This is a genomic window from Candidatus Coatesbacteria bacterium (assembly GCA_014728225.1).
Classification (GTDB): Bacteria; RBG-13-66-14; RBG-13-66-14; order RBG-13-66-14; family RBG-13-66-14; genus WJLX01.
Genome location: WJLX01000038.1, coordinates 1 through 10,274, shown reverse-complemented (window position 1 = coordinate 10,274; position 10,274 = coordinate 1). Strand labels below are relative to the sequence as shown.

Genomic DNA, 10,274 nt, shown 5'->3' with positions numbered 1-10,274 from the left:
GGGCAACAACTGGGCCGGTCGGTTGCTCGGTTTTCCGCCACTTGTTGCCCCCCCCTTTTTCGCGGCAGAATATCACAGTCCATCCCGGATGTTATCAGCAGGTTCCAGACAGCTGGCGGTCCGAAGACGGTAGACGATCCCTCAGCTTTTTCGTGATGCATAGCTGTATCCCTTTTCTGTAGCATGGACCGAAATCGTATGTAATGCCTTGATCAACTATTGATAGAACGAGTGAGCATCCGACCAAACAGGTAAGGGGGAGTGGATGAAGGTTCTGATCGGATACGCCAGTGGTTACGGCTCGACGAAATCCTACGCCGAGGTGGTGGCCGAGGAACTACGCGGCGCGGGCCACGAGGTCACGCTTGCCGAGTCCCGGCAGGCCGGGGACATCGCCGGGTACGACCACGTGATCATCGGCGGCAGCCTGCGCGCCGGCAGCCTGCTGGGCCAGGCCCGCAAGCTGGCCAAGCGAGTCGTCAAGGCCGACAAGCCGCACCATCTGTTCATCTGCTGTCTGAGCCCGACGACGGAGGAGGGCCGAAAATCTTTCTCCGAGGAGACCCTGCCCAAACTCAAGGACAAGCTCGGTGGAGCCAATTTCGACGACCTGGGCCTGTTTCCCGGCCAACGCAACATGGACGAGTACGGCTTCATCGTTCGCGGGATCATGAAGTCGATCGCCGAGAAGGGCGGCGTCGATAACCCCGAGGAACCCAAGGACTATCGGGACTTTGAGCTGGCCCGGGAATGGAGCCGGGGACTGGCCGCCAAACTGGGCTGAGCAGAGCTGCGCCGCAGACGAGACCAGGGCCGACCCGCAGCCGGGTCGACCCTGGTTCGATGAAGCGGCTTAGCGTCCTAGCCGCGCCGGGCCTGTAAACCGCCGACCTCCTCGACCTTGCGCAGCTCGCGGTTGCAGTCTCCGCAGAGACCGACGATCTCCAGGGTGTGACTCTGGTGAACGAAGTCGGCTTCGCGACAGATCTTGCGCTGCAGCTCCTCGAGCTCCGGGCTCTGGACCTCGATGATCCTGCCGCAGCGGCGGCAGATCAGATGATCGTGGTGTTCGACGTTGATCTCGTAGTGGCGGTGACCTTCGCCCAGATTGCTGCAACTGAGCAGGCCGGCCTCGACCAATAGGTCCAGGGTGCGATACACCGTGGCCCGGCTGACGTAAAGGGGGCCCTGGGCCAGGCTGTTGGCGATCATCTCGGCGCTGGGGTGGCCGCCGTTCTCCCAGAGCGACTTGAGGATCGCCAGGCGTTCGACGGTGCAGCGCAAACCGTTACTGGAAAGGTACTTGCGCAGTTTTTTCTCGGCTTCGTCGTAGCTGGAGACGGGCATCAGTCTTCACCACCTGACCGGTGAGTTGCTTTGCGCCTTAGTCGGGTTGCGCGATGCGGCTGAGCTTGCCGGGCCTGGCGGGCTTGCCGGAGAGCAAGGAGCCCGGTCTTTGATGCGGGCTTAAAGGGCTGACCCTCTCCCGCCCGCAAGCTAACCCTTATTCCACTCTAAGCTTGTTCACGAGCTTACTCAATCTGTTTCAGGCCGCCAGCGTTGAGAACCTATCTCATTCACCTGCCATCATAGCGTCTTTTTCCGGCTACGTCAAGTATTAACGAGCGGGTCTATCGGATTTGTCGGTATAATGCTATAATCCCCTTTGCCCATAGTCCGCCCGGTTACCGTTGACGGCCCGCCACGGACCCCTGCCGCAGGAGTCACGATGAACGATCAACTCACCCATCCCCGCCCCGCCGTGCTGCCCTTCTTTACCGCACGGGGGCTGATCACCGGGGCCCTGCTGCTGACCGCAGCTTACGTCATACCGGCCCTGGCCCACCTCGTCGGCGCTCCCGTTCTCTGGCTGTTGCCGATGCACTGGCCCGTCATCCTCACCGGACTGCTCTACGGCTGGCGCGGCGGCCTGACCATCGGCGCCCTGGCGCCCCTGGTCGCCTTCGCCCTGTCGGGCATGCCCACCGGTTTGCACCTGCCGCTGATGATCGCCGAGCTGGCCGCCTACGGTTTCCTGGCCGGGTTGCTGCGCGAGGTGCCGCGCCTCGACGGCCACGCCGCCACCGGAATCGCCGTCGCCGGCGGACGCCTGCTCTACGCCGCCCTGGCCGCCCTGTTCGTCGCCACCCCCGGTGGTTACTGGAACTACCTCGGCGCCGCCCTGCTGCCCGGCCTGCCCGCCGCTACGGCGATGATCGCCCTGCTGCCCCCGCTGGCCCGGCGACTGGCCGCCGGTAATCCAACCGGCGACTAGACCGACGCCGTCCCCGCAAACTGCGTCAAGGAGAAGCCCCCCGGCTTCTCCTTTTTCTCACAACCACTCCCGGCGACCCTTGAAAAACAGGCCGCCGACGATCCGTTACCGCTGGACCGGAGGCCGCCGGAACTGGTACGGTTTTTGCATCTCGGCGACCGTTCGGCCGATGATAACGGTCGGCCTCCGCAAAAACCGTACCAGTTCCGGCTCGTGTGCTTTGTTCTGGCCGAGGTCGCAGGCGGTCCTGTTTTTCAAAGGTCGCCGGGCATATCAGAAGGTGCGCAGGCGCTCGACGACGGCCTCGATGATCCAGTCCGGGGTGCTGGCGCCGGCGGTGACGCCGAGGCGTTGCATGCCGCTGAACCAGGAGGGATCGAGCTCTTCGGCGGTCTCGATGTGCCAGGCGGGCAGGCCGAGCTTGTCGCGGCAGCGCTGGTAGAGCCGGGTGGTGTTGGCCGAGTTCTTGCCCCCGACGACGATCATGGCGTCGACCACGGCGGCTAGGCGTTCGGCGGCTTGTTGCCGCAGCGCGGTGGCGTCGCAGATGGTGTTGAAGGCTTTCAGCTCTTCGGCCTTGGCCAGCATGGCGCCGACGAGGCGCTGATAATCGGACAGCAACTGGGTGGTCTGGGCGACGACGCCGATCCGGCCCAGGTCGTCGAGGGCCTCGACGTCGGCGGGGGTTTCGACGACGTGGGCTCCGTCACCGGCGTAGGCCTTGAGGGCCCGCACCTCGGGATGGTCGGGCTCGCCGACGATGACCACGGCGTAACCCTCCTCGGCCAGGCGGCTGGTCAAGCGGTGCGCCTTGCGCACCAGGGGACAGGTGGCGTCGATGATCTCCAGGTCCAGCTCCCGGGCGCGTTCGTAGACCTCGGGCGGCACACCGTGGCTGCGTATCAGCACCGCCGTCCCCGGCTCCAGTTCGTCGACTTCGGCGGCGATCTCGAGCCCTTCGGCGGCCAGCTTGGCGACGAGTTGGGGGTTGTGAATGATCGGCCCCAGGCTCTTGACTCGTCCGGGTTGACGGGCGGCAGCCTGAAAGGCCATCTGGCAGGCCCGCTTGACCCCCATGCAGAACCCGGCGGCGTCGGCGACGATGACCTCCACGACTACCTCCGTTGTGTTCTTCGTCGAGGGACCGGTTGGTCGGCGGCCGGCCGAAGCCGTCGCGCCGGAATTGTGGACAGGGGACCCGACCGGGTCCCCTGCCTCACCAGTGGACACCGGTTACAGCTTAGCTATCCTGCTCGGCCTTGTACTCCTCGACGATCTTCTGTTGGATCTCGCCGGGTACCCGCTCGTACCCGTGGAAGGTCATCTCGAAGGTCCCCTGGCCGCCGGTCAAGCTGCGCAGCTCGGTGGCGTAGTTGGTCAGCTCGCCCTCGGGAACCATCCCGCGCACGACCTGCATCTTGCCCTGCATCTCCATGCCCAGGATCTTGCCGCGCTTGGAGCTGAAGTCGCCGGTGATGTCGCCGAGGAATTCGTCGGGGATGATCACCTTGACCTCCATGATCGGCTCCAGCAGGACGGGGTCGGCCTGCTGCATGGCGCTGCGGAAGGCGATAGAAGCGGCCATCTTGAAGGCCATCTCCGAGGAATCGACGCTGTGGTAGCTGCCGTCGTAGACCTTGGCGTGGACGTCGACGATGGGGCAGCCGCAGAGGTAGCCCTTCTGATAGGCCTCATTGAGGCCTTTCTCGACGGCGGGGATGAACTTATTGGGGATGGCGCCGCCGACGATGGCGTCTTCGAATACGTTGCCGGTGCCGCGCTCGAGGGGCCAGAACTCGATGTAGCACTCGCCGAACTGCCCGCGTCCGCCGGTCTGCTTCTTGTGGCGGCCCTGGGCCTTGGCCCGCTTGGTGATCGTCTCCAGGTAGGCGATCTGGGGCACCTTGAGCTCGACGTTGACGCCGTACTTCTGGGTCAGCTTGCTGACGGCGACGTTGAGATGCTGGTCGCCCAGCCCGGCCAGGATCAGCTCGTGGGTCTGCTCATTACGCGTGGTGACGAGGGTGGGGTCTTCTTCCTGCAAGCGGGCCAGGCCGTTGGACATCTTGTCCTCGTCGCCCTTGGAGGCGGGGAAGACGGCGCGTTTCATCATCGGTTCCGGGATCGGCAGGGGCTCGAAGCGCAGCTTCCGCTGCTTGTCGGTCAGGGTGTCGCCGGTCTGGGTCTGGTCGAGCTTGCCGATGGCGCCGATCTCGCCCGTCTTCAACTCGTCGACGGACTCCTGCTTGCCGCCGTGGATGCGGAACAGGTTCGCCGTGCGCTCGTTCTTCTGCTGGTTGACGTTGTAGGCCTCGCCGCTGATGCTCCCCTGGAAGACCCGGACCAGAGACAGCTTGCCGGCGAAGGGGTCGATGGCGGTCTTGAAGACCAGGGCGGCGGCGGCCTCGGCGGAGAGCTCGACCTCTTCGTAGCTGATCTCGCCCTCGTCGTTCTTGACGGGCTTGACCGTGGGCGGCGGCTGGGTGTTCTCCGGGGTGGGGAAGTAATCCACCAGAGCGTCGAGGAGCTGGGCGGCGCCGACGGCCAGTTCGGCCGCGCCGACGAAGATCGGCTGCAGTTCACCCTCGGCGAAAGCCCGCTTCAGACCGGCGACGACGTCCTCGTAGGGCAGAGTGCCCTCCTCGAAGAATTTTTCCATCAGCGCCTCGTCGGCCGCGGCGACTTCCTCGATCAACTGCTCGCGGGCCTCGTTGACCTTGTCGGCCAGCTCGGCGGGCACCTCGCCCTCTTCATAATCGCCCGAGCCGTCGGCGGAATAGAGGTAGGCCTTGTTGGAGACCAGGTCCACCACGCCCTTGAATCCGGTATGGGCGCCGATGGGGTAGTGCAGCGGCACGCAGGTCTGACCGAAGGTCTCCTGGATGCTCTCGACGGCCCTGTCGAAATCGGCGTTCTCCCGATCCATCCGGTTGACGAAGAGGGCCTTGGGCAGACCGCGGCGCTCGGCGATCTCCCAGTACTTGACCGTTCCGGTCTCCAGACCGGAGACGGCGCTGACCAGGGCGACGACGGCGTCAGCGGCGTAAACGCCGGAGACGACCTCACCGGCGAAATCCAGCGTACCCGGAGTATCGATCAGGTTGATGTCGACGTCGCGGTGGGCCAGACGCAACACGGAGAGGCTGATCGAGAACTGGCGCTTCTTCTCCTCCTCGGAGTAGTCGGAGACGGTGTTGCCCTCGGTCACCTTGCCCCGGCGGCTGGCTGCGCCGGTGGCGAAATACAACGCTTCGGCCAGGGTGGTCTTGCCCACTCCGCCGTGGGAGATCAGCGCGACATTGCGCAGGTTTTTCATCGAAGAGCCTTTGTCCTGGGGTTATGGGTTTACCGAATGTTAGCTGTTGCGCCGTATTCCCGCCGGTGCGACGAAATACGAAACAGTTATCACATTCATCCTCGCTGCAGCGGGAGCGGCAGCGGCAGCCGCCGGTCGGCTCCGAGCCGGCCGGCTGGCATACTAAAGGTGGATAGTTTACCCGGCGTCGCCGGTCAAGTCAAGACGCCCCCGCTCAAGACCCCCTCTCACATCACCATCCCGCCGTCGATGTTGACGACCTGGCCGGTGATGTAGGCGGCCTCGGGGGAGCAGAGCCAGCGCACCACGCCGGCGACGTCCTGCGGGGTGCCGGCGCGCTTGAGCGGGATCAGCTCCAGCCAACCCTTGACGATCTCCTCGGGCAGCTTGGTCATCTCGGTCTCGATGAACCCCGGCGCCACGGCGTTGACCGTCACCCCGCGACCGCCGAGCTCCTTGGCCAGACTCTTGGTCAGCCCCAGCATCCCCGCCTTGCTGGCGGCGTAGTTGGCCTGGCTGGCGTTGCCCATCAGGCCCACCACGCTGGCGATGTTGACGATCCGGCCCCGACGGGCCTTCATCATCATCCGGGCGACGGCGCGACAGCAGTTGAAGGCCCCGGTGAGGTTGATCTTGAGCACCAGCTCCCAATCGACCGGTTTCATCCGCACGAAGAGGGCGTCCCGGGTGATCCCCGCGTTGTTGACCAGCGCGGCGATCCCGCCGAACTCGGCGGCGACCTCTTTGGCGGCGTTGGTCACGTCTTCATAGTCGGTCACGTCGACGAGTCGCCCCACGGTCCGCTGACCGGCGCTCTTCAACTCATCGACCATCTCCTCCAGGCCGTCCTTGTTGACGTCCCACAGGGCCACGGGATAGCCGTCGACGGCCAGGCGACGGGCGATCGCCGCGCCGATGCCCCGGGCGCCGCCGGTGACCACGGCCGCGCCGTGCTGTTGCTTGTCCTCGGTCATCGCTGAACCTCCTTGAACCTGTTAACACATCAGATATCTAGCTGTCAGCTGTTTCCGCCGCTGTCCGTTTATCGGCGGCTCATGGCCGAGGGCGGCCGCGGAAAACGACCCGGTCCGCTCAGCCAGGCCCGCAAACCCCGGCGCGCCGGAACCGGCACGGTTTTTGCATCTCGGCGCCCCGGCGAACGGCGGCGACGCTCCGCCTCCGCAAAAACCGTGCCGGTTCCGGCCGCCTCGGCGACCGGTGACGTTTCGGAAGGTCGGTGTCGTTTTCCGCGGCCGCCCGAAATCGTTCGGCGGGCTTTTAGAAACCGGATTCGTCCATCTCGCGACGGGCGGCGGCCAGGGCCTCGCGCCAGTCGTGCATGGCTCGGGCGCGCTGCTCGATCAAGCCTGCGGCTTCCTCCCGTGACAGCAGGGCGGCCTCGGCGGCGGCGGAGATCAGTCCCTCGAGGTGGCGGGTGAACTCCTCGACCTCGGTCACGGCGTCGGCGACGATCTTCTCGGCCCGTTCGCTATCCACCCCCGCCCGGGCGGCGTCCCGGGCGGCGCGCTCGACGACGGCCACCCGGCGCAGGCGGTCGGCCAGCATCAGGCTGGCGGTCAGCGCCTCGCGGCGGGCGTCACGGATCATCTGGTCGTCCAGGTCGGACGAGCGACGCCAGAAGTTGTCGAACAGGCGCACCAGGTTCTGCAGCTTGGTCTTGAAGCGGTAACCCAGGCCCTCGAGGCCGGTCAGCTCTTCGTAGATGCGCTTGTTGACGGTTTCCGGCCGGGCCAGCTCCACGGCGATCGAAACGATGAAGCCGATCAGGCTGACGGCCAGCAGGGCCACGGCGGGCCAGAACCAGTCCAGGATCAGGCTGAAGACCAACGCGGTCCCCAGGCCGATCAGCAGCAGGATCAGGCGTCCCGGACGGCGCACGGTGCGCCAAAAAACGGATTTCTTCTGCCAGGTTTCCACGGCTCTCCCCTCAGGATGGCGTCAGCGTGACGAAACGGCGGCCCGTCCCCGGTGATGGTAGAATTCGGCGATGAAATATTCCAGTGCGGCCTCCCGCCGGCGATCCAGGGCCAGGTAATTGTCCCCCAGCATGCGGTGGGCGGCGGCGAAGCGGGGCCGCAGTTCGAGAACCCGTTCCAGCACGGCGGCGGCGGTATGCGCTTCGCCGCGCTGCATCAGCAGGATCGCCAGCCCCATCCGGGGCTGGACGGCGGCGGGATCGGTCTCGACGGCCCGCTCCAGATAGCTGCGACGATGGTCTGGATGCGGAGTCGTCCGGCCCAGCAGGTACCAAGCGCCGCTGTAATCCGGCGCGGCCTCGACGGACGCCAGGAGATCCTCCCGGGCCGTCTCGAGGCGCCCCAGCTCGAGGTTGATCTCAGCGCGCATCTTGAGCGCTTCGGGATCGGCGGTTCGCAACTCGAGGGCCCGCTCGATCTCGGCCAGGGCGCCGCCGTAGTCATTGCGGCGTTCGAGGGCCCCCGCGGCGTGAAAATGGCCCCAGAAGCCGTCGGTAGGGCTAACCAGGGGCAGCAGCCCGATCCCGACGGCGGCGAGCAGGGCGACCAGGGCGCCGGGCAGCCGGCGGCGGTTGCGCTCGCCGATCAAGCGCAGCAGATAGGCGACGAACAGGGCGCCGAGGATCGCCGCCGGAGGCACCAGGGGCAGACGGTAGCGGCTGCAGACGAAGAACAGCACCACGCCGACGATATAGGTGATGGTGAAGGCGCCCAGCAACGTCAACGCGCGGACGCGCCCCGGCGTGCGTCGACGTTCGGTCAGCAGCCGGCGTCCGCGTCCCAGCAGCATGGCCAGACCGGCCAGCCCCAGCGGGGCGGCCAGCCACCAGCGCAGGGGGTTGAAGCGCAGCCAGAGGCTCTGTTGCCTGACCCAGCTCAGATCGACGTTGTTGCTGATGTCGGCGCCGTTGAAGATCAGCAACAGCTTCTTGGCCAACAGGCCCAGGGCGTCGCCCGGCGAGTTCAGCAGGTGGCCGAGGGCGCGGGAGTACCAGAACGAGGAATCGGCCAGGGCGGGACCCTCCGTCGCCGTCGAGGCCGAGGCCGCCAACCTATCCCACGCCAGCCCCGGCGGCACGGCACTGTAGCCGTCGGCGCCGGGACCGTTGCCGATATAGAAGTTGATTCCGCCGTTGGCCGAGACCAGGACGAACTCTCCGGCGTGGAACAGATTGCGCAGGGTCGCCGGCAAAACGACGGCCAGGGCGATTCCCAACGGCGCCAGCACGGCGAAGGCCGTCCGGGAACGATTAAAACCCAGGTCCCGTCGGGCGAACAGGAAGCCCAGTACACCGACGACGGGCCAGAACAGCAGCAGGTTGGGCCGCGCCAGGGTCGCCAGCCCCATCGCCACCCCGGCCCAGACCAGACGCTCCCGGCGCCTTTCCCAGCTCAGGCCGTCCTCCCAGGCCCGCACGTACAACAGCAGCGTCGCCAGGTAGAGGACCGTCACCAAAGAGGTGGCCAGCACCTGCTCCTCAAAGAAGGGCCCCAGATCGTAGAGGGCGACGAAGAGGGCCGCACCGCAGGCCGCACGACGGCCCGTCAGGCGCCGCGCCAGCAGGTAGGTCAGCAGCACCGCCGCCAGGCCGCAGAGCGAGTTGAACAGGTGGGCCGCCCCGGGCGCCTTGCCCCCGGTCAGGCCATACAGATCGGCCAGCACCCAGACGTAGAGCGGCGGCTTGAAATAGGCGCCCGGACCGGGCCGCACACCCTCGATGAGCTGACGCGCCAGCAGGCTGTGGTAGCCGGCGTCGATGATCGGCTCGTGATACAACGGGCTGTCGGCGTAATCGACGCTGTAGAAAACCCGCCCCGCCACAGCGACGAGGAGCAACACGGCGATCAGGCGCCAGTCACGTCTGTCCAGTCGGCGGCCGGTCATCGTTCCGCCTAGAGCAGGCTGAGAGAGTAGAGCAGCAGGTAGCCGCCCACGAGGAGCACCGTCGCCGGTCCGCCCCAGAAGATGATCTTCTGCACCTTGATCCAGAAGGGCGAGTCAGTCCGCTTGGCCTTGTGGGCCATCCGCTCGACGGCCTTGGAGAAAAAAACGGCGAACAGACCGACGACGATCATCGTCGCCGCGATGCCCAGACTGTAGATCGACAGCGCAATCAGGGGCTCGGCCAGGTTATCGAAAAAACTGCCCGCCGCCGAGGTGCCGAAGAGGATCAACATCGCTCCCTTGCAGGGCACGATGCCCCCGGAGACTCCCAAAGCCAGCAGACGCTTCCACTGCCGCCGGTCCGGACTGTCCTCGTCGCCTTCGGCCCAGGCCGGCAGCTTGTGGCTGTGGGAGTGGAACAGATTGTAGTAGGGCTCGTCGTGGTGGTGATGATGATGACCGTGATCATGATCGTGGTCGTGCCCGAGCTCAGCGCCGCCGTCGGCGACGACCTCACCGTGGTGATCGACCACCCCCTTGCGCCTGGAGTAGGCCGCGATCCGCTGGCGCAGCATCCAGACCCCCACGCCGATGACCAGCACGCTGCCGATGATGCTGGTGACCACGACGACCAGCTCCCGGTTCAGTGCCTCGCCGATCAGCTCGATGGCGATCCCCATGGCGAAGACGACGATAGTGTGCGTCAACGCCGTGACCACGCCGAGGATGACCGTGTCCAGGACGGCCCGCGGGGTACGGCGGCCCTGGCTGGCGCCCAGCAAATAGGCCGAGATGATGGCC

The 10,274-nt window shown here is 66.1% G+C and carries 9 protein-coding genes; 2 read left to right on the top strand and 7 right to left on the bottom strand.

From position 1 onward, the window contains the following. Positions 1-265: 265 nt before the first annotated feature. Positions 266-784: a hypothetical protein gene (locus GF399_02820; GenBank protein MBD3399246.1), complete on the top strand. Its 519-nt coding sequence runs from the start codon at positions 266-268 to the stop codon at positions 782-784. Positions 785-861: 77 nt separating this feature from the next. Here the strand turns inward: GF399_02820 and GF399_02815 are convergent, their stop codons facing one another. Continuing rightward, positions 862-1,347 (bottom strand): transcriptional repressor, encoded by a 486-nt coding sequence (locus tag GF399_02815; protein MBD3399245.1) that lies wholly within the window; start codon positions 1,345-1,347, stop codon positions 862-864. A 382-nt stretch (positions 1,348-1,729) separates the two neighbouring features. Here GF399_02815 and GF399_02810 point away from each other — a divergent pair, with 382 nt between their 5' ends. Further along, positions 1,730-2,275 (top strand): ECF transporter S component, encoded by a 546-nt coding sequence (locus GF399_02810; GenBank protein MBD3399244.1) that lies wholly within the window; start codon positions 1,730-1,732, stop codon positions 2,273-2,275. A 273-nt stretch (positions 2,276-2,548) separates the two neighbouring features. Here the strand turns inward: GF399_02810 and ispH are convergent, their stop codons facing one another. From ispH to GF399_02780, 6 genes are all read right to left on the bottom strand, one after another. Then, positions 2,549-3,388, bottom strand: a complete 840-nt coding sequence (ispH, locus tag GF399_02805) for a 4-hydroxy-3-methylbut-2-enyl diphosphate reductase (GenBank protein MBD3399243.1) — start codon at positions 3,386-3,388, stop codon at positions 2,549-2,551. Positions 3,389-3,515: 127 nt separating this feature from the next. Then, positions 3,516-5,591 (bottom strand): elongation factor G, encoded by a 2,076-nt coding sequence (locus GF399_02800; GenBank protein MBD3399242.1) that lies wholly within the window; start codon positions 5,589-5,591, stop codon positions 3,516-3,518. Between the two features lie 227 nt (positions 5,592-5,818). Next, positions 5,819-6,565, bottom strand: a complete 747-nt coding sequence (gene fabG / locus GF399_02795; protein MBD3399241.1) for a 3-oxoacyl-[acyl-carrier-protein] reductase — start codon at positions 6,563-6,565, stop codon at positions 5,819-5,821. Between the two features lie 304 nt (positions 6,566-6,869). Next, the gene (locus GF399_02790) at positions 6,870-7,529 is read right to left on the bottom strand and encodes a hypothetical protein (GenBank protein MBD3399240.1); all 660 of its coding nucleotides are present in this window, start codon (positions 7,527-7,529) and stop codon (positions 6,870-6,872) included. A 21-nt stretch (positions 7,530-7,550) separates the two neighbouring features. Continuing rightward, on the bottom strand, positions 7,551-9,473 hold the full coding sequence (locus tag GF399_02785) for a tetratricopeptide repeat protein (protein MBD3399239.1): 1,923 nt from the start codon (positions 9,471-9,473) through the stop codon (positions 7,551-7,553). 8 nt (positions 9,474-9,481) lie between these two features. Further along, positions 9,482-10,274: hypothetical protein (locus GF399_02780; protein ID MBD3399238.1), on the bottom strand; the 793-nt coding region annotated here is incomplete at its 5' end.